At 42.1% G+C, this 23,268-nt stretch carries 16 protein-coding genes; 8 read left to right on the top strand and 8 right to left on the bottom strand.

What is annotated here, in order from left to right:
- Nucleotides 1-106: 106 nt before the first annotated feature.
- Together CDG76_RS12845 and CDG76_RS12840 are read right to left on the bottom strand one after the other, a co-directional pair.
- The gene (locus CDG76_RS12845) at nucleotides 107-478 is read right to left on the bottom strand and encodes a hypothetical protein (RefSeq protein WP_143854080.1); all 372 of its coding nucleotides are present in this window, start codon (nucleotides 476-478) and stop codon (nucleotides 107-109) included.
- Between the two features lie 340 nt (nucleotides 479-818).
- Entirely contained in the window at nucleotides 819-1,178 is a 360-nt protein-coding gene (locus tag CDG76_RS12840) for a hypothetical protein (protein WP_094349374.1), read from the bottom strand.
- 727 nt (nucleotides 1,179-1,905) lie between these two features.
- On the opposite strand from CDG76_RS12840, the gene CDG76_RS12835 reads away from it, so the two are divergent.
- Both CDG76_RS12835 and CDG76_RS12830 read left to right on the top strand, forming a co-directional pair.
- Nucleotides 1,906-5,862 carry a two-partner secretion domain-containing protein gene (locus CDG76_RS12835; protein ID WP_094349373.1) on the top strand — a complete coding sequence of 1,319 codons (3,957 nt, stop codon included), beginning with the start codon at nucleotides 1,906-1,908 and terminating at the stop codon, nucleotides 5,860-5,862.
- Nucleotides 5,828-8,452, top strand: a complete 2,625-nt coding sequence (locus CDG76_RS12830; RefSeq protein ID WP_094349372.1) for a CHAT domain-containing protein — start codon at nucleotides 5,828-5,830, stop codon at nucleotides 8,450-8,452. Before CDG76_RS12835 ends, CDG76_RS12830 begins: the two co-directional genes overlap by 35 nt.
- Before the next feature lie 212 nt (nucleotides 8,453-8,664).
- Here CDG76_RS12830 and CDG76_RS12825 read toward each other — a convergent pair whose 3' ends face one another.
- Nucleotides 8,665-9,507, bottom strand: coding sequence for a DUF928 domain-containing protein (locus tag CDG76_RS12825; RefSeq protein WP_094349371.1), 843 nt, complete (start codon nucleotides 9,505-9,507; stop codon nucleotides 8,665-8,667).
- A gap of 60 nt (nucleotides 9,508-9,567) precedes the next feature.
- On the bottom strand, nucleotides 9,568-11,769 hold the full coding sequence (locus CDG76_RS12820; RefSeq protein ID WP_223265225.1) for a PAS domain S-box protein: 2,202 nt from the start codon (nucleotides 11,767-11,769) through the stop codon (nucleotides 9,568-9,570).
- 489 nt (nucleotides 11,770-12,258) lie between these two features.
- On the opposite strand from CDG76_RS12820, the gene CDG76_RS12815 reads away from it, so the two are divergent.
- The 6 genes from CDG76_RS12815 to CDG76_RS12790 all read left to right on the top strand — a co-directional run bounded on the left by CDG76_RS12815 (nucleotide 12,259) and on the right by CDG76_RS12790 (nucleotide 17,778).
- The gene (locus tag CDG76_RS12815; RefSeq protein ID WP_094349369.1) at nucleotides 12,259-13,602 is read left to right on the top strand and encodes an adenylosuccinate synthase; all 1,344 of its coding nucleotides are present in this window, start codon (nucleotides 12,259-12,261) and stop codon (nucleotides 13,600-13,602) included.
- A 91-nt stretch (nucleotides 13,603-13,693) separates the two neighbouring features.
- Complete coding sequence (locus tag CDG76_RS12810) at nucleotides 13,694-14,299, top strand: 50S ribosomal protein L25/general stress protein Ctc (RefSeq protein ID WP_094349368.1); 606 nt, start codon at nucleotides 13,694-13,696, stop codon at nucleotides 14,297-14,299.
- Nucleotides 14,300-14,398: 99 nt separating this feature from the next.
- Nucleotides 14,399-15,928: a bifunctional aminoglycoside phosphotransferase/ATP-binding protein gene (locus tag CDG76_RS12805; protein ID WP_094349367.1), complete on the top strand. Its 1,530-nt coding sequence runs from the start codon at nucleotides 14,399-14,401 to the stop codon at nucleotides 15,926-15,928.
- Nucleotides 15,929-16,037: 109 nt separating this feature from the next.
- On the top strand, nucleotides 16,038-16,544 hold the full coding sequence (locus CDG76_RS12800; RefSeq protein ID WP_094349366.1) for a hypothetical protein: 507 nt from the start codon (nucleotides 16,038-16,040) through the stop codon (nucleotides 16,542-16,544).
- 98 nt (nucleotides 16,545-16,642) lie between these two features.
- On the top strand, nucleotides 16,643-17,434 hold the full coding sequence (locus CDG76_RS12795) for a YdcF family protein (RefSeq protein ID WP_094349365.1): 792 nt from the start codon (nucleotides 16,643-16,645) through the stop codon (nucleotides 17,432-17,434).
- A gap of 122 nt (nucleotides 17,435-17,556) precedes the next feature.
- The gene (locus tag CDG76_RS12790) at nucleotides 17,557-17,778 is read left to right on the top strand and encodes a hypothetical protein (protein ID WP_094349364.1); all 222 of its coding nucleotides are present in this window, start codon (nucleotides 17,557-17,559) and stop codon (nucleotides 17,776-17,778) included.
- 5 nt (nucleotides 17,779-17,783) lie between these two features.
- Here the strand turns inward: CDG76_RS12790 and CDG76_RS12785 are convergent, their stop codons facing one another.
- The 4 genes from CDG76_RS12785 to CDG76_RS12770 form a co-directional block, all read right to left on the bottom strand.
- The gene (locus tag CDG76_RS12785) at nucleotides 17,784-18,005 is read right to left on the bottom strand and encodes a ferredoxin-thioredoxin reductase variable chain (protein WP_190240834.1); all 222 of its coding nucleotides are present in this window, start codon (nucleotides 18,003-18,005) and stop codon (nucleotides 17,784-17,786) included.
- Nucleotides 18,006-18,520: 515 nt separating this feature from the next.
- Entirely contained in the window at nucleotides 18,521-19,582 is a 1,062-nt protein-coding gene (locus CDG76_RS12780) for an AAA family ATPase (protein ID WP_094349362.1), read from the bottom strand.
- A gap of 5 nt (nucleotides 19,583-19,587) precedes the next feature.
- Nucleotides 19,588-21,549, bottom strand: a complete 1,962-nt coding sequence (locus CDG76_RS12775; RefSeq protein ID WP_094349361.1) for a WD40 repeat domain-containing protein — start codon at nucleotides 21,547-21,549, stop codon at nucleotides 19,588-19,590.
- The gene (locus CDG76_RS12770) at nucleotides 21,542-23,167 is read right to left on the bottom strand and encodes an ATP-binding protein (RefSeq protein ID WP_094349360.1); all 1,626 of its coding nucleotides are present in this window, start codon (nucleotides 23,165-23,167) and stop codon (nucleotides 21,542-21,544) included. Before CDG76_RS12770 ends, CDG76_RS12775 begins: the two co-directional genes overlap by 8 nt.
- Nucleotides 23,168-23,268: the final 101 nt, after the last annotated feature.

The following is a 23,268-nucleotide window of genomic DNA, read 5'->3' as shown; positions in this document are numbered from 1 at the left end:
CTTATGTGAGAGCATTCTTTTCTCTTTTAGGTTTTGAAGGATTCGAGTACACGGTATGAAATAGACCAGAGTTAATTATGCAGGTTTGACAGACGCGATGTCGTTGTTAAGTAGGATTAGGCACGGGCATGGCAGACGCGATGTTGTTGTCAAAAGGATCAGTTAAGTTACCTTTTGTACCTGCTTTCAGACGCCTTATTCTACCTGTGAAATTCACACCAGTGTAGACAATCCAATCTGTTTTACCCGTCACCTCGTACCAAGATGCTCTATTGTTAAATCTGCTGCCTAAACTCCTAAAACTGCCTCTAAGATTATTTAGCCGCGCTCCTTTACCATCCTTCTTGTCGGAAAAGTCTAAGGCACCACCACTAATAGTGGCAGCGGCTTCATGGGAAAGGTCTTGCACATCAATGCTGTAGAGGTCTTTGATTTGCTTGTTGTTCATATTTACTCCGTGCTTATTGATATTAGACATTGTTTTTCCCCTGAGTTTTAGGCTGGGATTTGAACTGAAGGTAAGCTTGTTTTCTTCCTTCTGATTCTTAATTGGTAGCAGTAAGATAAGTTTATTCACTGTTGGGAATCAGAAGTTTTTTAGCTTTGCCTTCTGATAACTGATAACTGATAACTGTTAACACCGTTTACGTTTATTTGGGCTATTTTGATATGAATGAAAAAGTAGGAGCGAAAACGACCTCGCTCCTACGAACTGGAAGAGAAGAATGTTACTCAGCTAAAAGCCTATGTGAGAGCATTTTTTTCTCTTTTAGGTTTTGAAGGATTGGAGTACACGGTATGAAATAGACCAGAGCTGATTATCCAGGTTTGACAGATGCGATGTTGTTGTTAAAAGAACCGGTGAAGTTACCTTTTGTACCTGCTTTCAGACGTTTGAAAGTACCTGTGAAATTCTCACCAGTGTAGACAAGCCAATCTCTATTACCCGTCACCTCGTACCAAGATGCTTTATTGTTAAAGCCGCCTAAACTGCGTTGTGTGTTTGCGATATTATTTACCCGCCTTCCTTCACCACCCCTCTTGTCGGAAAGGTCTAAGGCACCACCACTAATAGTGGCAGCGGCTTCATGGGAAAGGTCTTGTACAGCTTCGATGCTGTAGAGGTTTTTGATTTGCTTGTTATTCATATCTACTCCGTAGTTGTTGATGTTAGACATTGTTTCTCTCCGAAATTTCAAATTTGAGCTTGAACTGAAGGCAATCGCTAGTTTGGCTTTACCTTCTGATTCTTAATTGGTAGCAGTGACAGGATTTTATTCACTGTTGGGAATCAGAAGTTTTTTAGCTTTGCCTTCTGATTCTTAATTGGTAGCAGTGACAGAATTTTATTCACTGCTGGGAATCAGAAGTTTTTTAGCTTTGCCTTCTGATTCTTAATTGGTAGCAGTGACAGAATTTTATTCACTGTTGGGAATCAGAAGTTTTTTAGCTTTGCCTTCTGATTTTTAATTGGTAGCAGTGACAGAATTGTATTCACCAGGGCAAACGCACGTAATTTGTAAAACCCTTGTTGCATAAGGATATTGATGAAAAAATCGCCTCAATTATCAAACGCTCAAACCCCTGCTCTGGTTTATTCACTTGATTCAGCAGTGTCAATTTGCTAATATCCTGTGTTGTGTACAAATTCATTGTCCTGACACTTACAGACTAGCCCTTTCAAAGTGACTCGTTAAATATCTTGTTTTTCTTTAGCGCTTTCTGTGCCCCTGTGGTTTATAAGTAATTTATTTAACCACTATAGATACAGAAAACACAGAGTAAAGAACTTAAAAAGTAATTTCTTGATTAAACTTTTTACCTACCTTGAAAGAGCAAGTCCTAAAACTTTCTACTCAAGATTGAGGCTTCCAACCTAAATTCCCTTTTCTATAGGAAAGTGCAATGTCTTTTAAAACTGCGCCAAACTGGTTACAAGGTCTAGGAGTTGCCATTGTCAGTGCAGTTACCTTATATGCAAATATCTCAGTTGCCCAAATCACCCCAGACGGCACTCTGCCAAATAATTCCAGTGTGAAATTAGAGGGCAATACCAGGATTATTGAGGGTGGAACCATAAGAGGGGGTAATCTGTTCCACAGCTTTGGGGAGTTCTCTGTTCTCAATGGCAGTACTACTTTGTTCAATAATTCACTGGATATTCAGAACATCCTGACACGAGTAACAGGTAAGTCAATTTCTAATATAGATGGCTTAATTCGTGCTAACGGTAAAGCAAACTTATTCCTGCTCAATCCTAATGGGATTATTTTTGGACAAAATGCCCGATTAGATATTGGTGGCTCATTTTCCGCAACTACAGCAAGCAGTTTCAAGTTTACTAATGGCAGTACTTTCAGTGCTACTAATCCCCAAGCACCGCCGTTACTGGCGGTAAATATTACACCTGGATTGCAATACGGAGCAAGTCAGTCAGGGGCGACTGTTACCAACACCGGAAATTTAGCACCTCTGCAAGACTTAACATTAGTAGCTGACAAACTTGATTTGCAGGGACAGCTAAAAGCAGGCAGAAATTTAACACTGCAAGCACAAGATACTGTGAAAGTGCGAGATAGTGTGAAGACTCCGTTTTTAGCTCAAGCAGGTGGTAATCTCACAATTGGGGGAAATCAAGGAATTGATATTTTAGCCCTTAATCATCCAACGCGGACATCATTTGTAAGTGGAGGCGATTTCAGCTTAATCAGTGATGGAATTATTTCTGGTGATGCTCGTTTTGCCAGTGGTGGGAATTTTTCGCTCAAGAGTGTATCGGGGGGACTGGCAAACTTTGTGAGCCTTTATGACCCGATTATTAGTAGCAATGGCGACGTGGATGTTGCAGCTAACTATACAGGGGCATCGTTGTTAGTTGAAAGCAAGGGTAATATTCGCTTTCAGGGTGATATAGATATTACTAGACCGGATACTAGTATCTTACCTGTTGGACAAGATACTGCAACTTTAAGTAAGAGTACAGCGTTAATTATGCGTTCTGGGCAGAATACTCTAGCTTATGGGGCTATCAATTCTGGTTTAGTACCTGCGTTTAGTAGTGGAACTTTGCCAGAGGGAATCACGATAGATGGAAATGTGCGCTTACAGCCATTTAATGGGGCTGGTGGGTTAGTTAGCTTAACGACAGCATCCGGGGATGTGAGTACTAAAGAAATTACAACTAATGGGGGCGCGATCGCAATTAACAGTGCTGAGGCAATAAAAACCAATGGACAAAACTTGGTTACACTTAATGGCGCGAATAATGCAGGTGACATTAGCTTAAAAGCTACCAACGGCAACATTAATACTAATATATTGTTCTCTTACTCGCGTTCTGATTCTGGCAATACGGCGAATGGAGGCAACATCAGCCTTGAAGCTACTAATGGCAGCATTACCACTGCTGGTTTATTCTCCTACTCATACTCTGAATCTGGCAGTACAAGAAATGGAGGTGAGATCGCCCTCTTGGCTGCCAATGACATTATCACTAGGAATTTTTTTTCTGGTTCCCGTTCCAATTCTTCTGGTAGTGCGGGAAATGGAGGGAAAATTAGCCTTAAAACAACCAATGGTACAATCCATACCCGTGATTTAGTATCTGAGTCTTACTCTACCAATTCTGGCAGTAGGGGAAATGGAGGCGCGATCGCATTCACTACTAATGGCAACATTACCACGGGCAGTATGAACTCAGAAGTTAGGGGTACTGGCAATAGCGGAGACATTAATCTCACTGCTGACTCACTCTTCTTAACTGATGCTAGACTATCAACCAGCACCTTTGGACAAGGGAATGGGGGTACAGTCAATATTACTGCCAGCGATACAGTTTCCTTGAAGAATACAGCTTCGATTATGAGTAACGTAGGAAGCACAGCCATAGGTAAGGGTGGTGACATCAACATTACCACTGGATCGCTTTCTATCCAAGGAAACAGTCGGCTGACTTCCAGTACAAATGGAAAAGGAGATGCAGGTAGTATTAACATTATTGCCCGCAATACAGTTTCCTTGAAGAATGAAGCTTTTGTTGTGAATGACGTAGGAAATACAGCCATAGGTAAGGGTGGTGACATCAACATTACCACTGGATCGCTTTCTATCCAAGGAAACAGTCTACTGACTTCCAGTACAAATGGAACAGGAGATGCAGGTAGTATTAACATAATTGCCCGCAATACAGTTTCCTTGGAGGATCGGGACGTAGATCAATACTTCACTGGATTAAGTAGCGTTGCGGGAAATGGATCTGTAGGTAAAGGTGGTAACATTTACATTCAAGCTGAACATCTCTCCATAAAGAATAATGCGGCAATCAATGCAGATGTAGAACCAACCGCACGAGGAAATGGGGGAAATATCAATTTAGATATCAAAGGTACCATCTTATTTACTACAGACGAGACTTACAATAAAAAAGGGGAATTAGCCCGAATTACTTTAGGTGTGCAACCAGAGGGCATAGGTTCAGGTGGAACCCTTATAATCAAAGCAGGTTCTTTAGTGCTAAGAAACAGCGGTATAATTAAAGCCAGCACTCAAGGACAGGGAAACGCTGGAAATATTGAGGTTAATGCTGACGTTGTTGATATCTCAGGCAGCGTTCCCACCAGTGGCTTACCCAGTGGGTTACTTACTAGTACCAACACAGCTGGCAAAGCAGGCGACATTATTATTGATACTCAGACATTCCGAATTGCAGATGGAGCGGCTTTAAGCGCCCGCACCAAAGGGGATGGACAAGGTGGCAGTATCACGGTGAATGCCACTAAAACTTTTGAAGCAATCAATGGTGGACAATTGGTGTCCACAACATCTGGTAAGGGAGAAGCAGGCAATATCTTTGTCAATGCCACAGATCGGTTGACGATCTCTGGAACAGATATAAATTATAGCGATCGCATTGCTAAATTTCCCAACAACAATCAACTTGTTGCTAACGACATCAAAGAAGGCGCTGCCAGTGGTCTAATTGTTAATAGTACTGGGTTAGCAAATGCAGGCAACATTGAAGCCACAGCAGGCTTTATCCATTTGGACAACCAAGGAAGAATTACGGCTGAATCTGCATCAGCAGGTAATGGTGGCAATATTACACTGAATGTGGGGAAATTACTGCTGCTGCGCCGTGGCAATAGTAGTCAAATCTCCACTACTGCCGGCACTGCAAATGCTGGTGGCGATGGTGGTAACATCACTATCAACGCCCCTAATGGTTTCCTAGTCGCTGTGCCCAGAGAAAACAGCGACATCACAGCCAATGCCTTTGAGGGTCGAGGGGGTAATATCAACATTAAAGCGCTAAACGTCCTTGGCATACGGCGCCAAGAACAACAAACCCCGCAAAGTGAAATCACTGCAAGTTCTGAATTGGGAATAAATGGCAATATAGAAATCACTACACCTGATATCGACCCCAGTAGCGGCTTAGTCGAACTCCCTGTTAATCTAGTTGATGTCTCCCAACAAATTTCCACCGCCTGCACTCCTGGAACTCGGCAATTTCAGAATACTTTTGTGGCAACAGGACGCGGCGGACTACCCATGAGTCCCACTGAACCATTACAAGATTCAAGTACTGTGTCTGCGTGGGTAAAATTAAGACCAAAATCAGAAAACTTGGCAAACACAACGCCTGTACCAGAACCAACAGCAGTTTCAACTACTCCCATTGCTGCTACAATTCCAATTGTGGAAGCTTCTGGCTGGGTAATCGATCGCAAGGGAAATATAAAACTAGTAGCACAAGTTCCTCAACTCAACCCCCACAGCCCTTGGCAAACACCTGCTTCCTGTCCTGTCTCTCAGGGAGGTGTGAAATATGGCAAAACTTCAGCTGCCAAAGCGAGTAGTTAGATTTGCGATAACTCCCGTAGTCCTATTTACCCTTGCTGTTTTCCTGACTATTATCCCTAGTACATTTGCTAAACAAATCCAGACAAATTCACCAAACGGGTTTCACATCCAAACCAATAAACCCCCAGCCACAACACCACAGCAACTTCTTGAGCAAGGAGAAGCACTTTATCAGACTGGGCGCTTTAGTGAAGCCGTAATTATTTTACAAGAAGCTGTCCGTACCTATCAACGAGAAAGCAATAACCTTGCACAAGCCGCAGCGCTGACAAACCTTTGTCTTGTATACCAACAACTCGGCTCGTGGAAAGAAGCTTATGCAACTATTGACAATAGCTTAAATTTACTTGGCTGGGATGAGATAAATCAAAAGTTAAATGTCAACAATCCAAAATCTGAATTGTTAGAAATTCTTGCACCAACTCTAAATATTCAAGGCGAATTGCAACTAGCACAGGGACAAACTGATGCATCTGTGAAAACATCACAAGAAGCAGAGGAAATCTGGAAGAAATTAGATGATACTGCTGGAGTAACGCGCAGCCGTGTTAACCAAGCACAAGCTCTACGAGTTGCTGGTTTTTACCGCCGTAGCTTAGATATATTGAATGAAGTATCCCAACAATTAATTTCCCAACCTGACTCACCTGTAAAAGTAACAGCTTTGCGATCGCTTGGCAATGTCTTACAACAATTAGGCGAACTTGAGTTATCCCAGAAAAACTTACAACAAAGCTTAGAAATCGCTCAACGTCTGCAACTGCCTCTAGAAATTAGTTTGACAGAATTTAGCCTCGGTAATACTGCTAGGTCGTTAGGTAATATAAAAGATGCGATCGCTCATTATGAAAATGCTGCCAAAATAGCACCCAACCCTCTGGCCAAAGTTCAAGCCCTGATTAATCAGCTGAGTTTGCTTGTCGAAAACGAACGCATCACCGAAGCAAAGTCACTAATACCCACAATCCAATCTCAAATCCCGAATCTGCCTACCAATCAAGCCGGTATTTATGCACGGATCAATTTTGCTCAGACTTTGGCCACAATTGGTAACAAAAAAGATATTGCAGAGATTCTGGCAACTAGCATTCAACAAGCCAAAATCATCGGCGATGAACGTGCCGAATCCTATGCACTGGGCAGCTTGGGAGAAGTTTACGAGCAGAAGCAACAATTGCAAGAAGCACAAGATTTGACGCAGCAAGGGTTATTTCTGGCTCAAAAAATTGATGCCTCTGATATAGCTTATCGCCTTGAGTGGCAGTTAGGACGCTTACTCAAAGCACAGGGAAATATCGAAGCCGCCATATCTGCTTATGATGCTGCTGTAACAACTCTTCAGTCTCTTCGCAGCGATTTAGTTGCGGTTAATCGAGAGGTGCAGTTCAATTTTCGCGATCGCATAGAACCTCTTTATCGGCAGTCTGTAGAGTTGATTTTACAAGAGAAAGGACAAGGAAAACCAGATTTAGATAAAGCACGTCAACGAATGGAAGCCTTGCAAGTTGCAGAACTCGACAATTTTTTCCGAGAAGCTTGCTTGAGTAACCAATTTGTAGTGTTGGACAAAGTAGTAGACCGCGACAACCCGAATACTGCTATTTTCTACCCAATTATTCTAGATAATTATTTAGAAATTATTATCAAACTTCCCAATGAAACATTGATCCATAAAACTTCTAAAGTCAAACGTCAGCAAGTAGAGCAAGTTATTACAAAAATCCGAGAGACAATAGTCGAACCTGATGCTAATCTGCAATTTCAAGCAGTTTCTCAACAGCTTTATAACTGGTTAATTAAACCAGTTGAAACAGACCTCAAAAATGGTAAAGTTAATACTCTAGTCTTTATTCCAGATGGGTTGCTGCGAAATATACCGATGTCTGCATTGTATGATGGCAAAGAGTATTTAGTCCAAAAATACTCTATAGCTATTAGCCCCGGACTGCAACTATTTACTCCCAAACCTTTAGCAAACAAAAAATTAAATGCCTTGCTTGGAGGATTATCACAACCACCCAAAAATGAAAATTTTGCACCACTTCCCAACGTTAAGGTTGAACTGAAATTAATTCAGGAATCAGGCGTATCGACAACTACATTATTGGATAAAAATTTTACCAGTACGACTTTAGGAAAAACCATCAACGCTCAAGCTTTTAGAGTTGTTCACTTGGCAACTCATGGGCAATTTAGCTCTAAAGCAAAAGACACTTTTATCCTAGCAGCCGATGGACGTATCAATGTGAGTGAATTAGATAGTTTGCTCAAAAGTAGAGAGCAAAAACGAACAGAAGCAGTTGAATTACTTGTTTTGAGTGCTTGCGAAACAGCAGCCGGAGATAACCGAGCTGCATTAGGATTAGCAGGAGTTGCCCTGCGTGCTGGTGCGCGGAGTACTTTAGCCTCCCTATGGCAAATTGGAGATAACTCTACAGCTTTATTTATTGAGGAATTTTACCGCCAGTTAGTGACTGGTAAAACTACGGCAGAAGCTTTACGCTTTGCTCAATTAAAATTACTTGAAGCTCCTGAATATAACCGTCCGATGTACTGGGCACCCTACGTTCTAGTTGGTAATTGGTTGTAAAAATCTAGGCTTATAGATACGAATGGCACCAAGTTAAGATACAGCCCTTATCCAGGCTGGGAACTCATTCTGGGAGGCTCCGCCTCCATAGCTTGACAAGAGGCAGAACCTCTCGGAATACATTCCCAGCCTGGAGGCTGGGAACGAGGCTAAACAAGGTTTTGGGCTTTTCTTAGTGCCATTCGCTTATAGATACTTTACTGGATATGAAATTATTCGCGGGTTGGTAATTTTATTAGAGGCATCGTAGCAATATTATCCAAATTGATTGATTGTAGTAAGCTTTGCCAATCTTCTTCAACAGATGCATCTTTATAATTAGAAATGCGTATTTCTGCTAGCAGATTTAAAGCGTCAAACCAAATCCCTTTTTCAGCATAGATTATAATTTTTTGTCGAGGCTTATTTGCCGCTTCTATTTGTTGGATAACACGAGAATCTAAATTGATTCTTTTAATGTCCCCTTCTACATATACAGGAATGCTTGCTGTCTCTTGGCTACAACGCACTTTTAAATACCAGCGATATGTCTTATCTACTTTTAAGGAAGCAGTACTAGGGAGAGAAATACCAATGATACTTGGCTCTGAAGGTAGGGCGATCGCATTTCTATAAATATCATTTTCGGCGCTATCCTGTAAGCTAAATTCAGCACTTGAGTTAGACAAATCCTTAGTGTAGGGGATGTAAAACCAAAACGTCGGACGTTCAGAAGTGGTTAGTCCCTCTACAACCCCGATAATTGATTTATTTGCCTGTCCAGCAACCTTTTGTCCCTCTTGAAATGGTACTAGAGCAGTGAGCGGGGTTGAAACCGCAGGGCAATTATCTCGACTACCCATTCCTGCTCTACGCCCAGATACAGGACTTAATGAAGCAGGTGCTTTTGGTAAAATAAAAACTGGTCGAGAAATAGATTGTTGAGGTGAAGCAGGTGTTTTAACTGGTTGTGCAGGCTGTTTATTAGTAACTGGTTGTTTAGTTTGATCTATTACTTGTGCTGAATATTGGGTAGTGCTGCTCAAAATCAGAGCAGTTGTTAAGATCCATTTCATTGACTTAACAGGTACGATTTTTGCTTGTTGCTATCGTCATCATAAAGGTTGTAGGTATATTTAGCTATCTTTTATAACTGATTCCAATTGTTGAGACAACGAATGTGTGTCTCTAAATGTTGAGGTAGGCAAGTACACTGTAAATTGAGTACCTCTGCCTACTTGACTGTAAACATTTACAAAACCACCGTGATTCTTAATAATACCCAACGCCGTAGAAAGTCCTAAACCTGTACCTTTGCCTACCTCTTTGGTAGTGAAAAATGGTTCAAAAATCCGTTGCTGGACTTCTGACGACATCCCCATACCAGTATCCGTCACCACGATCGCAATATAAGAACCAACTTTCGCATCAATATTTATCTGGGCAGAATGTTCGCCAATCACCAGATTTTCCGCCGCAATCCTAAGAATACCGCCATTGGGCATAGCATCGCGGGCGTTGATTACCAAGTTTATCAATACCTGATGTAGTTGAGTTATGTCTCCACGAGCGTACCAGAGATTTTTAGGGATATCTATCTGGCAAATAATGGATTTAGGGAATGTTTGAGCGATAATTTGCTCAATCTCCGCCATCAAAGGCTGAATTTCCACAATTGTCCGTTTATCTTCAATACCCCGTGCAAAAGATAACACTTGTTTAAGCAAATTAGCGCCGCGTTTGACATTATTTTCTAAAGTTTGCAGTATTTGCTGACTCTGCGGATCGGGCAATTTCTTCTGCAACAGTTGAACTGACATTAAAATTGGCGATAGTATGTTGTTGAGGTCGTGAGCGATACCGCCAGCTAGAGTGCCAATACTCTCCAAACGTTGCGAGCGCAGAAGTTGAGCTTCTAGTTGTTTCTGTTGCGTAATCTCAGTGTTCACACTCAAAATAGATTTGGGTTGTCCATTCTCATCTCGAATCGATGTCCACCGACTTTCAACAATAATTACTTTGCCTTCCCTTGTCAGTTGATGCAACTCACCCCGCCACTCACCCGTATTCATCACCCTCAAGTAAGCATCTTTTAGCTGTGGTGAAATTTCTTTATATAAAAATTGTAAAACATTCTTCCCTACAACTTCCTCAGCCTTCCAGCCGTATAGACGTTCAGCACCTTTATTCCAAAATAAGATTTGGTGGTGGATATTTCGCACCATAATTGCATCAGTTGATACATCCAACAGCGCCGCTTGTTCGCGAATTTTCTGTTCTGCCTGTTTTTGCTGGGTTATATCTCGCGTCACTGCCAAATGGATAAACGTGCCATCAGATTCGTTACGTAGTGGTACGGCATGAGTTTCTATGTAGCGGCGAGTGCCTTTAAATCCCACGATTTCAAACTCCAAAGTCCCCTTGTTACCTTGGCAAACATTTTCATGCAAGTCGGCAAAGGCTGCTTTATACTCTGGCGCAACTACAGCATCAACTGGTTTACCAATTAAGATATCAGCACTTTCCACTTCCATCATTGCCAGCCCTTCTGCATTAATTTCTAAAAGGGTGCCATCTCTGGCAATTAACTGGATGCATTCTGGTTCTGCATCTATCATGGCGCGTAAACGATTTTCGCTTTGGCGTAGGGCCAGTTCCGTCTGCTGAAGTTGCCTGATATAACGCCACAACAAATCATACAGCAACGCCACCAGCACCAAATCCACAATCGCAGCGATAAAAAATGTCACTATCGCCTTTTGGGAATTCGCTTGTGACTGCTGCATTTCCTGCTGTAATAAATTTTTCTCCGCTTTCAAAGAGTCATTAATCAGTTGTTGAATTTCTTGGCCAATTTGTTTGTCATTATCAGATAAGATTTGCTGCCTAACTGCTTCTAATCCCTGGTTTCTTCTGAGGTAAATTTCTTGTTCTAAAATATTGAGTCTGTTGGTAATTTTCGGCTCTAGTAAAGCAATCCACTGCTGCTTTTGACGGTTATTAACAGTTAAATTCTTGAGAATCTGAATATTGCTATTTATTTGTTGATCAGCTGCAAGATAAGTTTGGAAATCATCTGCATCTGCTGTAATTAAATAACTACGTTGTGCAGTTTCAGTATCTTTGAGTGTAGATTGGATACTTTCAATTTGGGTAATAACTTTATAGGAGTATGTTAGCCATTGCTGGTTGTGAATCAGCTTCACAGTGTTGCTATACGAAACTACAGCATTAGTAAATACAACTGCCAATGCTAGGACGAATATTGCTTTCAGCTTTTGGACTCGATACCATTTTTTGCTCATGCGATCGCCCCTTCTGCCGCAGATGCGCTCCATCAGTTAAGATTAAAGATTAAAAACAAATACTGAGAATATTTTAAGGATTTTGAGAACACGGGTAGCAAAATACAATCTGTTATAGTTGTAAATATCTGGATTTTTAAGGATGATGATTTATACATGATACTCACAAAGAAATCCGCTAAATTTTAATATAAATTCATTTTGAGCTGTAGTGTCGCTAATACAGTTCGGATCGGGTAATTTGCCTATCCATAATATTTGCAGAGACGTTGCAATGCAACATCTCTGATTTAGAATTTTAATTAACCCCACACTAGTTGGTAAAATTGGTCACTAGTAAGTTTGATAACGTTATTAAAGTTGATGGTAATCGCTGTCATAACAGGGTGACATCATAGATCCACAATGGAATTTGCTGTTGAGGCGCACGTCTGTACGCTCTTACTACAATTATATTGACACGACCCAAACAATATGTTAATAATAATAGTTTGTGGAAACTTTACTTCTTAATATAAGCTCTTGGCTAACGTCATTGTCATAGGTGCCCAATGGGGCGATGAAGGAAAAGGTAAAATAACTGACTTACTCAGCCGTTCCGCAGATGTTGTGGTGCGTTACCAAGGGGGTGTCAATGCTGGACACACGATTGTAGTTAAAGGTCAGACCTTTAAACTGCACTTGATACCCTCTGGGATTTTGTATCCAAATACCGATTGCATTATCGGCTGTGGAACAGTCATCGATCCACAGATTTTGATCGCAGAACTCGACCAACTAAAAGAGTTAAATATTTCCACTGACCACCTGCTGATATCTGAGACAGCCCACGTAACGATGCCTTATCATCGATTGATTGACCAGGCATCTGAAGAACGACGGGGAAGCTATAAGATCGGCACAACAGGTCGGGGCATTGGGCCGACTTATGCTGACAAATCTGAACGTACAGGCATTCGGGTTTTAGACTTGATGAACCCTGATGCGCTACGCGAGCAGCTGGAGTGGACGATTAATTATAAAAATGTCATTTTAGAAAAGCTTTACAACTTGCCGCCTCTAGATGCACAAGAGGTGATTGAACAGTATTTGGGTTATGCAGAACGCTTGCGGCCTTACGTTATTGATACATCGTTAAAAATATACGATGCAATTCAGCGACGGCGCAATATTTTGTTTGAAGGCGCACAAGGTACGCTCCTAGACTTAGATCATGGAACTTATCCTTATGTCACCTCCTCTAACCCGGTGGCGGGTGGGGCTTGCGTTGGTGCAGGGGTAGGGCCGACAATGATTGACCGGGTAATTGGGGTGTCAAAAGCCTATACAACCCGTGTCGGAGAGGGGCCATTTCCCACTGAATTGGATGGTGAGTTAGGAGAATTGCTGTGCGATCGCGGTGCCGAATTTGGCACAACCACCGGACGCAAACGGCGCTGTGGCTGGTTTGATGCTGTCATTGGTCGCTATGCCGTGCGGATTAACGGCATGGATTGTATGGCGCTCACCAAACTGGATGTTCTCGATGAATTAGAGTCAATCCAAGTTTGTGTCGCTTATGACATAGATGGCCAACGCAGCGAACACTTTCCCACCAGTTCTCGTCAATTTGCTAGATGTCGCCCCATCTACAAAACCTTACCAGGGTGGAAAGTGTCAACAACTCACTGCCGCACCCTAGAAGACTTGCCACAAGCAGCATTGGATTATCTCAAATTCTTAGCCGAATTGATGGAAGTCCCGATCGCGATCGTCTCATTAGGAGCCAGCCGCGATCAAACCATAATCGTAGAAGACCCCATCCACGGGCCCAAACGCGCTTTATTGCACCCCGACGGTACACCTGCTACCCTACTTAGTGCGTAAATTTAGTCATTTGTCATTTGTCATTGGTCATTAGCAAATGACTAATGACAAAGGACAAAGGAAAACTGACAACTGACAAAGGACAACTTCTATGGCTATTACAGTCGAATCTCAAAAACGTCCAGAAGGCAGCAAGCCAAGAGCTTTGCGCCGTGCTGGATTGATACCTGCCAATTTGTATGGTCATAAGGGTACAGAATCCATTTCTTTGACCATTGAGGCCAAAACTGTTGAGCGTTTGCTCAAAAGAGCTTCCGTTAATAACACCTTGATTGAGTTGAATGTTGCTGATGCACCTTGGCGTGGCAAAACCCTGCTGCGGGAACTTCAGATCCATCCAGCCAAAGGTACGCCTTACCACCTCAGCTTTTTCGCGGTTGCTGGCCACGGTGACACCACTGTAGAAGTACGTCTGCGTTTTGTGGGAACTGCTGTTGGTGTTAAACAAGAGGGTGGCGTGTTAGACACCGTAATTACTGAATTGCAAGTTAGTTGTGCGCCAGAAAACATCCCAGATGTAATCGAAATCGATGTCTCTAACCTGCAAATTGGAGACAGCTTGAGTATTAGTGATATACCCTTTCCTGAAGGTGTTACACCTCTAGCTGAATCAGAGCGACTTGTTGTCAGCGTTTTGCCACCACAAATTAGCGCTGAAGATGCTGGGACAGAAACTGAAACTGAGGCAGTTTCTTAAGCTAGGTAAACTGTGTAATAATTTTTGATGACACCAGGGGGGAACTCCTGGTTTTTTTGTATTTGAACCGCAGAGGCGCAGAGAGCGCAGAGGACAGAGATGACAGAAGCGACTCTTCCAGCTTTAATTCAGCAAATGTTGCAGCCGAGATTTTATCCCCATAAGGTAACAGAACCCATTCAACTAATTCAAACTCACATTTCTTATGTGCTGTTGACTGGAGATTACGCTTATAAACTGAAAAAACCTGTGAATTTTGGCTTTTTGGACTTTTCCACCTTAGATAAGCGGCAGCATTTTTGTCAGGAAGAGTTACGGTTAAATCAGCGGGGTGCTGGTGAACTGTATTTAGAAGTTTTGCCCATAACTTTGGTAGGGGAGCAATACCAGTTAGGGGGAGCGAGCGAGGCTGTAGAATATGTGCTGAAAATGCGCCAGTTTCCTCAAGAGTCGCTATTAAGCACACTTTTTGAAGAAGGTAAGTTAAATGAGACACACCTAGAGGAGTTGGGAAGGGTGGTGGCTCAATATCATGCCGAAGCACAGACGAATGATTACATTCGCACTTTTGGTGAAGTGCCAAATGTCCGGGCTGCCTTTGATGAGAATTATCAGCAAACTGAGAAGTATATTGGTGGCCCCCAGACTCAGGCGCAATTTACAGAAACACAGCAATATACAGATAAATTTTTTGCTGAACGTCCAGAATTATTTGCTAGCAGAATTCACAACGATTATATTCGTGAATGTCACGGAGACTTACACCTGAGAAATATTGCTCTGTGGCACGATAAAATCTTGTTGTTCGATTGCATTGAATTTAATGAGCCGTTCCGCTTTGTCGATGTGATGTACGATGTGGCATTTACGGTGATGGATTTAGAAGCTCGTCAGCGCAAAGACTTGGGTAATGCGTTTTTGAATTCCTATATAGAGCAAACTGGAGACTGGGAAGGTTTACAGGTGTTGCCCTTATATTTAAGTCGTCAGGCTTATGTCAGAGCTAAGGTGACATCATTTTTGCTAGACGATCCAAGCGTACCCGCGACGGTGAAGGAAGAAGCGACAAAAACGGCTGCTGACTATTACAAACAGGCTTGGGACTATACTAAACCAAAGCTGGGACAACTAATTTTGATGTCGGGGTTGTCGGGTTCTGGTAAAAGTACCACAGCAAGGTCTTTAGCGCGTCAACTGGGAGCGATTCACCTGCGTTCTGATGCGGTGCGGAAGCATTTAGGGGGAATTCCGTTGTGGGAACGGGGTGGCGATGATTTGTATACACCTGAGATGACCGAGAAAACTTACACACGGCTGTTAGAATTGGGAATTATACTGGCTAAACAAGGTTTCTCGGTAATTTTAGATGCCAAGTATGATAAACAGCAGTTACGGCAAGAAGCGATCGCACAAGCTACAAAACATCAACTTCCCCTTCAGATTATCCAATGCACAGCACCCCTGGAAGTTCTAAAGGAGCGTTTGAACAATCGCACTGGTGATATTGCTGATGCCACCGCCGATTTATTAGCCTCACAAATCAAACAAGCTGAACCTTTCACTGAAGAGGAACAACCTTATGTAAAGATTTGGGATACAACTCAGCCACAACAGGCACAATTAAAATAATTCGTAATTCGTAATACTTCGGCTACGCTCAGTACAAGTTCGTAATTCGTAATTTTTTATTCAATTACGAATTACGAGTTAGTAATTAGTTAAATAAGTTTTTTATTTTATGGCAGACAAAAAGAACGACTTTTTCAGTATTTCTCCCAGCTTCTTTTCTCAACTATTATTTGGAGCATTTTTAACATTTATATTAATCATGACTGGCTCCGCACCAGCCCTAAGCATCTTCTTAGGAATCATGGGCGGTTTCATCTTAAGCTGGATCGCAAATTTAACCGATAATAGCCCCCAAGCTCCAGCTGTCGCCTCATCTGATGGTGTCGATACAGGATTGAAATACTGGTTATTTTTCATGCTGGGTTTTGTATATTTGGGCTATCCAGCACCCATGAGTATCTTGCTAGGTGGATTAGGCGCTTTAGCTGGAGGCTGGATTACTGCTTGGTGGGGAAGTAAGGAAGAAACTAGAACTCAGTTGCAAGTTGAAGAATCAGAAGAGGTTGAAGTTGAACCAACGAATGAAAGGATCAACAAACGGCAAATCAGAAAAGCCGGTCGCCGTTACCGTCGCGCTCCTGGAAGTAGTTTCAATTTCAAGTTTTGGGAAAGGTAGTAATTTGGGAATAGCGCACAAGCGCAGAGGGGCAGAGGGAAAGACTTACTGCAACTGCTCCCCTGCTCCCCTGCTCCCCTGCCCCATGCCCTAATAATATGTTTTTATATCTATCCAAATTACTGCCGCTATTTTTTTATCCACTAGGATTAGCCTGTGTAAGCTTGGTAGTAGCATTAGTTACTTTGTGGAGACGACCGCGGACTGCTGCGATCGCAATTGCTTTTTCCCTAACTTTATTGCTATTTTGTAGCAATGCTTGGATCGCTAAATCATTAGTGCGATCGCTAGAATGGCAAAATCTTCCACTCGCCCAAATACCTAATGCAGAAGCGATTGTGGTTTTGGGTGGCGCAACAAAATCAGCTTTTCCTCCCAGACCTACCGTCGATTTAAGTGAAGCAGGCGATCGCGTCATTTATGCCGCACAACTCTATCGCCAGAAAAAAGCGCCTATAATCATTCTGAGCGGCGGGCGCATTGATTGGCGTGGAAGTGGTTCGCCAGAATCGGCAGATATGGCCACAATACTCACATCTATTGGTATTCCAGCTGAGGCGATTGTTCAAGAACCTGACTCACTCAATACTTATCAAAATGCTGTAAATGTCCGCAAAATCTTGTTATCTCGTGGGATAAATCAAGTATTATTAGTAACTTCGGCAATGCATATACCGCGATCGCTTCAGATTTTCCAGCGTCAAGGAATCAATGCTATTCCTGCACCCACTGACTTTTTAGTTAGTGAGGGTGAGTTGCAAGAACTCGGTAGTACTCCCAAAGCCGCTATACTAAATTTATTACCTGATACTGACAACTTACACCAATTTACCATCGCTTTAAAAGAGTATATTGGTTCTTTAGTTTATCGCTTACGCGGTTGGCTTTAATTAAAGTTAGGAGTTGTTAGAAAGTTATGAGTTATGAATTATGAGTTATTAATTAAGAAGTGCGGTAATTACCTGAATTCAAAACAGACGCGATCGATCGCCTCTCTACTACTCTGAATTTTATGTCAAAAAATTTACCTTATATTATTCCAGTTGCTCAACCTGAAGTTGAGGAAGCTTTTGCCTCTTACCAAACAACCCATCAGTTTTACCACGAAGTTCGGTCGCGATCGGAGTTTCAGCGTTATTGTGATTGGTATTATACCACAGCAGAACAAAACCGCCAAGACCTTAAAAGAATGCGCGGCGAACTGAATATTTTTCAGTGGTTTCGCCGCCGATAAATGATTTAGATGACTTCTAGCTCATTTTCACGCAAGTGGGCTTTAAACTTTTTACTAAACTGGACTACAATCGGCAGATTAGCGCTTACTGGTCTGTCTCGCCATTGGGTGGCAATAGCTACTACATCGCCTTCTGTGCCTTTGATGTCAAAAGGCTGATTCCGATGTTCAGGATGATGATACACCACTACCGAATCTTTAACGCGGACGCGATCGCCAACTTTCATAACAACATTTACATCTAGCATTTTCTTTTCCACAAGTATCTGCTACAAAATATATGATTAAACCGCTTAGAATTTGATTTAATCAGCTATTTCTTGACGCTTCATCGGGGTGCAACGGCTTAACCCTCTGCGTCCAGGCACGTCTTAGCAATCCGCGCGTACTTTTTTAAGTTTTTTGCCACGTTAATAAGTATCGCCCATAGCCTTTCTCTTTAACCCAAAAGCAGGGAAATGAAAGAAAATCAGGCGATATCGGATGTGCTTAGTACTTTGACAAGATATCCAACCCTTTTATCTTGACTCTAGGATGTTCCCCAGGTCAACTCTCTCACGAATTTTAGTGTATGGCAGATGCTTGGTGATTGCGATCGCTCCTTTGTATGCAATAGACTTTGACCTCTCTCCAAACCTCTCTCCTAAGAGGCGAGAGGCTTTGAATCTTACTCCCCTTCCCTTATAGGGAAGGGGTTGGGGGTTAGGTCTTTATTTGACTCAATACCGAAGCGCTATAGAGTCTAAGCAAAATTTACTTGCTTGCTTAAGAAATCTTGGAAGCTGGAATGATAAAGACTGTAGTGGATTTCTCCATCAATTTCCTGGAGTGTTAAAAACTCACGCCAATTTTCCAGAACTTCTTCAACATCGTATTCATCAGCATCAATTGTACTAGCAATGCTTTCTGCGGATACGACTGATGAAAATTGCACTAATACATTCAGCACAGATGATTTAAATTCCCTTTCTTGGCTTGGCGAATTAGGGGGAATCATCTTGTGGAAATGCTGCTGATAATACGCCTCTAAATCAGGGGTAAGTCGGTCAACCTCCTTAGAGATAGCAGGTAATATCTGACTGAGATGGTCACTGAGCTTCTTGTACTGAGCGCAGTCGAAGTATGCCGAAGTGTACATGAAGTTGTTTTCGCTTTTGGCGGTTAGCTGTGCTGTGAGTTCTTCGTCACTGTTGACATATTGTCGAATGTATGATTGGATATCTTCGTGGTTTTCTTGTGGGTATGCTGCTAAGTCAAGAATTTGAAAAGGTGTTTCTATCAACAAACCGGATTGTTTTCGCAGGTATGGGCGGCGGGTAAGAAGGAAATAAACGCCACGCGGCAGATATCTGGGAAGATAAAAGAGATTTGAGCCTTTTGTTTGGTCAGTGTGGTTAACAGCATCTAAGGCATCGATAGCAATAATAAACTTTTGCTGGGGTTCTAGTTTATCGCTGACTTGCTGAAGCAGGGAATGTAGAGACGTAAAATTTTCTGTCTCAATTTGTGTAGAGATACTAGTAATAAATTCCTCAGCGCGATTTTTGCCTGGGAGTTGGGCGTTGTAATAGAGAACTTGGGGATTTTCTGTGACGTATTTGGCGAGGATGGCACTTTTGCCGCTACCGGGTGCGCCAATTATGGTAAAGTAACCGCGATCGCAACGCTGGATAAAGTTGAATATTGCGGTAAAGACAAAGATGCGACCAACAAAGTTTTGACTTTTTTTGAGAATGACTTGTTGAAACTCTGTTGGGTAAGAGGGGGAATTGATTGGCGTTGGCGGTCGAGGTGAAGTGTTCATACTTTTTAAACATTCTCCAACCGCAAAAAATGCACTCTCCCTGATGACTCCCCTGCGACAATTGTCACCCCATCTTCTGCAACAGCGCAGCACTCAAATGGAGCTTCTCCTGTAAAAGTGGCAATTTCTTCCCCAGTTTCCAGATTCCAGAGTTTGAGTGTGCTGTCAGAGGAAGCAGAAATCACCTGCTTGCCATCGGGGGTGAGGGCTACTGCTCTTACCGAGTCGCTATGACCTTGGAAAGTCCGCTCATCCTCCCCAGTTTCCAGATTCCAAAGTTTGAGTATGTTGTCAGAGGAAGCAAAAATCACTTTCTTGCCATCGGGGGTAAGTGCAGTAGCCCTCACCCAGTTGCTATGACCTTTGAAAGCCCGCTCATCCTCCCCAGTTTCCAGATTCCAAAGTTTGAGTGTGTTGTCAGAGGAAGCAAAAATCACTTTCTTGCCATCAGAGGTGAGGGTTACTGCTCTTACCAAGTCGCTATGACTTTTGAAAGTCCGCTCATCCTCCCCAGTTTCCAGATTCCAAAGTTTGAGTGTGTTGTCAAATGAAGCAGAAATCACTTTCTTGCCATCGGGGGTGAGAGCTAGTGCTGTTACAAAGTCGCTATGACCTTTGAAAGTCCGCTCATCCTCCCCAGTTTCCAGATTCCAAAGTTTGAGCGTGTTGTCAGAGGAAGCAGAAATCACTTTCTTGCCATCAGGGGTGAGGGCTAGTGCTGTTACCGAGCCGCTATGACCTTTGAAAGCCCGCTCATCCTTCCCAGTTTCCAGATTCCAAATTTTGAGTGTCTTGTCAAATGAAGCAGAAATAACTTTCTTGCCATCGGGGGTGAGGGCTAGTGCTATTACCCAGTCGCTATGACCTTGGAAAGTCCGCTCATCCTCCCCAGTTTCCAGATTCCAAAGTTTGAGTGTGTTGTCAAATAAAGCAGAAATCACTTTCTTGCCATCGGGGGTGAGGGCTAGTGCTGTTACCGAGTGGCTATGACCTTTGAAAGTCCGCTCATCCTCCCCAGTTTCCAGATTCCAAAGTTTGAGCGTGTTGTCAGAGGAAGCAGAAATCACTTTCTTGCCATCAGGGGTGAGGGCTAGTGCTGTTACCGAGTCCCTATGACCTTTGAAAGTCCGCTCATCTTTCCCAGTTTCCAGATTCCAAAGTTTGAGTGTGTTGTCAGCTAAAGCAGAAATCACTTTCTTGCCATCGGGGGTGAGGGCTAGTGCTGTTACCCTATTGTTATGACCTTTGAAAGTCCGCTCATCTTTCCCAGTTTCCAGATTCCAAAGTTTGAGTGTGTTGTCAGCTAAAGCAGAAATCACTTTCTTGCCATCGGGGGTGAGGGCTAGTGCTGTTACCCTATCGTTATGACCTTTGAAATTCCGTTCATCCTCCCCAGTTTCCAGATTCCAAAGTTTGAGTGTGTTGTCAAATGAAGCAGAAATCACTTTCTTGCCGTCGGGGGTGAGGGCTACTGCACTTACCGAGTGGCTATGACCTGAGAGGGTAAGAAGTAAACTTCCACCGGGGGAAATTAAGTTAGATGTTAAGGGACGCAACCAAGGTAAAACTTGCTGCTGCTTTGCTACTTTGAGCATTGCTTGAATTTCCGGTACATCAAAGTGCTGCATTCGCCCCCACAATTGCCCTGCCAGTTGCTTTTTATCTTTTACTAAGATATGCGCTGATAATCGCAACCCTCCTTGAATCAACTTTAGCGTTTTGACTTGCTCTGCATTGTATTCTGGCTTGTTTAACAGTTCTGAATCATTAATTAAATCATAATCCTCAATTAATGACTGCACACCAAAATCAGAATGATTGATTTTAGCAGCGATAAAATTAAAATCAGTCAGTCTTTTATAAAAGGGTTTCCACTTTCCTATCTTGGCTTTAACACGAGGGTCAATGAGGATAGTTCGCTGGTCGCTTAAGGATAACTGGGCAAATTTCTTAGCAAAACTACTCATTTTCGTCTTCACCTGATTTTAGGCTTGCCCACAATTGGTCATTAGAGTCGGAAATCAGACGTTGAACTTCTTGCCAATCAATATTATTGTTCTTTTTCTCTCTTTTTAGACTAGGTTGGTTGCGGAGAAAATCTGCAAAACTTTGGTGATAAATTGAATAGTAGTCTTCCTGATTTTGTTTTTGTTTTCTCAAGAATTCCAGCCACTTATTCAAAAGCTCCAAAACATCATATTCATCTCGACCAGTTATGCGAGCAATGGATTCACAAGAAATGGGTTTACCTACCTCAACCAATACACAGAGGATAATTGCATTTGTCCACTTGTCTGGAGTATGCATTTGCATCTGCTTCCAATGCTGCTCATAATAACCCTGAAGTTTCTCAGGTAATTCTTCTAAACTTAAGTCTTGATAATCTCCTCTAGAAATACTGGGTAAAACATAATAGAGGTACATGAAATTATTTTCACTTTTTTGTGCTACCTGCTCAATAAAATATGGTGGCTGAATGTTGTGTTTTTGAATCCAAGCTTTCAACCCATGATGCTCTGGCTCATCATTAATAAATGTACTAATGTACTCTTTCACATCTTTTCGATTCCAGATTTCATAATCATTTGCTGTTAAATCCAACTGCTGCTCTGGAACTTCTTCAGTCAACAAGCGCTTTTCATTTTGGGTATAGCGTCGCCTAGTTAGCAGAAAATATATTCTTGTTGGCAGATTCTTAGGTAAATCTAAAAGATTTCCTGAGCCTGGTTGTTCAACTTCATCGAGTGCATCAACCACAATTACTAAGGGTTCACCAGTTGCCAGCTTTTCATTTACTTTCGTCAGCAAAGTAGGTAAATTATCATTCTCTGCATTCTCTAACTGATAACGATTAATCAGTTGTTGACGAATACTTTGTAAAAATTGGTCTGGTGTGTTGCGACCTTCTGCCCGAATATTAAAGTAGCAGATAGCTTTGTATTTTAAGACAGATTGGGCAGCGATCGCACTTTTCCCCATCCCCGCATCCCCAATTACGGTAAAATAACCTTTACGATGCCTTTTGAGGAAATCATCAAATTCATCAAATACAAATTTCCTACCGCAAAATACCTTAGTTTTTTCTTCGATTAGTGCCTTAAACTCATCTGGATAAAGCGACTGTTCTAGAGATTGCGGAGATTTATTCAGGCGTTCTTGAAGTTGTACATTAGTTATAACTTCTCCAGGATTGATAGAACGCTTTGCCACACTGACAAAAACTTGATGAAATTCCTGAACCTCAGCTAAATCTATTTTTGCTTTTTGTGCCTCATCCTTTAATGTATTCCATTCCTCATTATTAATAGCCAACGCCTTTACTGCAAAAGCCTTGACAAAAGCTTTTTTAATCTCTTTATTTCTAAAAAAATTGAGTATATAATCAGCTTTAAATACGCCATACTCTACCAAAGCATAAACATAAACCCCTTCAAAATCTTTAGGAGACTGTATTGAGTCGAGGTTTAGGCTTTTTAAAATTTTAATAATATATTCATTACGTTGAGCCTGTTGTATACCAAAAGAAACAGTAGCAGGTGCAACAGCTTTAATAGCATTAACTACAGATACAGGGTCAATATTCATCTTTCCTATAACAAGAGCAGATTATAATACCCTTACCTTATCGCATATTTACCTAATACATAATTTCCCAACCTTGCAACAAAAAACTCCCCTCCATTAAA

It is taken from the genome of Nostoc sp. 'Peltigera membranacea cyanobiont' 210A, assembly GCF_002246015.1.
In the GTDB taxonomy this organism is placed as follows: domain Bacteria; phylum Cyanobacteriota; class Cyanobacteriia; order Cyanobacteriales; family Nostocaceae; genus Nostoc.
This window is presented reverse-complemented; position numbering and strand designations above follow the sequence as displayed.

Bases quoted from the DNA above. Each gene is read 5' to 3' on its own strand.
- CDG76_RS12845 (WP_143854080.1), bottom strand. From the start codon at position 478: ATGTCTAATATCAATAAGCACGGAGTAAATATGAACAACAAGCAAATC.
- CDG76_RS12840 (WP_094349374.1), bottom strand. From the start codon at position 1,178: ATGTCTAACATCAACAACTACGGAGTAGATATGAATAACAAGCAAATC.
- CDG76_RS12835 (WP_094349373.1), top strand. From the start codon at position 1,906: ATGTCTTTTAAAACTGCGCCAAACTGGTTACAAGGTCTAGGAGTTGCC.
- CDG76_RS12830 (WP_094349372.1), top strand. From the start codon at position 5,828: ATGGCAAAACTTCAGCTGCCAAAGCGAGTAGTTAGATTTGCGATAACT.
- CDG76_RS12825 (WP_094349371.1), bottom strand. From the start codon at position 9,507: ATGAAATGGATCTTAACAACTGCTCTGATTTTGAGCAGCACTACCCAA.
- CDG76_RS12820 (WP_223265225.1), bottom strand. From the start codon at position 11,769: ATGGAGCGCATCTGCGGCAGAAGGGGCGATCGCATGAGCAAAAAATGG.
- CDG76_RS12810 (WP_094349368.1), top strand. From the start codon at position 13,694: ATGGCTATTACAGTCGAATCTCAAAAACGTCCAGAAGGCAGCAAGCCA.
- CDG76_RS12805 (WP_094349367.1), top strand. From the start codon at position 14,399: ATGACAGAAGCGACTCTTCCAGCTTTAATTCAGCAAATGTTGCAGCCG.
- CDG76_RS12800 (WP_094349366.1), top strand. From the start codon at position 16,038: ATGGCAGACAAAAAGAACGACTTTTTCAGTATTTCTCCCAGCTTCTTT.
- CDG76_RS12795 (WP_094349365.1), top strand. From the start codon at position 16,643: ATGTTTTTATATCTATCCAAATTACTGCCGCTATTTTTTTATCCACTA.
- CDG76_RS12790 (WP_094349364.1), top strand. From the start codon at position 17,557: ATGTCAAAAAATTTACCTTATATTATTCCAGTTGCTCAACCTGAAGTT.
- CDG76_RS12785 (WP_190240834.1), bottom strand. From the start codon at position 18,005: ATGAAAGTTGGCGATCGCGTCCGCGTTAAAGATTCGGTAGTGGTGTAT.
- CDG76_RS12780 (WP_094349362.1), bottom strand. From the start codon at position 19,582: ATGAACACTTCACCTCGACCGCCAACGCCAATCAATTCCCCCTCTTAC.
- CDG76_RS12775 (WP_094349361.1), bottom strand. From the start codon at position 21,549: ATGAGTAGTTTTGCTAAGAAATTTGCCCAGTTATCCTTAAGCGACCAG.
- CDG76_RS12770 (WP_094349360.1), bottom strand. From the start codon at position 23,167: ATGAATATTGACCCTGTATCTGTAGTTAATGCTATTAAAGCTGTTGCA.